Origin of the sequence: Psychrobacter sp. Rd 27.2 (assembly GCF_001921755.1) — a bacterium.
GTDB lineage: Bacteria > Pseudomonadota > Gammaproteobacteria > Pseudomonadales > Moraxellaceae > Psychrobacter > Psychrobacter celer.
In genome coordinates, this window is record NZ_MRYB01000055.1 from 1 (window position 1) to 582 (window position 582).

Annotated in this window: 1 protein-coding gene; it reads left to right on the plus strand. The window is 34.0% G+C overall.

All coding sequences use genetic code 11. The annotated features are described in order from the left end of the window. Window positions 1–582, plus strand: a 582-nt coding sequence (locus BTV99_RS13480) for a DNA methyltransferase (protein ID WP_372046651.1), incomplete at both ends; no start/stop codon positions are given.

Consider the following 582-nt stretch of genomic DNA (forward strand, 5'->3'; position numbering starts at 1 on the left):
AAACTTTAAATCGCTTGACTATGTGACTTCATGGTTTTGGAAAGGCTCACAATATATTGCTAACTCTAATGCTGAGCTTGCCTTGGTATCAACCAACTCAATTGCGCAAGGTGAGCAAGTGGCAATGTTATTTCCATATATATTTGATTTGGGCATTCATATTAGCTTTGCTTATCAAACATTTCCATGGCGTAATAACGCCAAACATAATGCGGCTGTACACGTAGTGATTATTGGCTTATCCGCAAAACCTAATAGCAAAAAGTTAATCTTTAAATTAATTGATAAAACTTGGCATAGTGAAGTTGTTTCTAATATTAGCCCTTATTTAATTAAAGGGTCAAATATCGCTGTTCAAAGCCAACGAACTCCCATCCATGATGGTTCAAAAATGGTTTATGGTAATAAGCCAGTTGATGGAGGAAATTTAATATTAAGTTCTGAAGAAAAAGATGAATTAATCAGTAAAGAACCAGCATCTGAAAAATGGATAAAAAAGCTACTTGGCTCTGCTGAGTTTTTAAATGCTAAAGAACGTTATTGCCTTTGGTTAGTTAATATATCAGACGAAGAACTAGATAA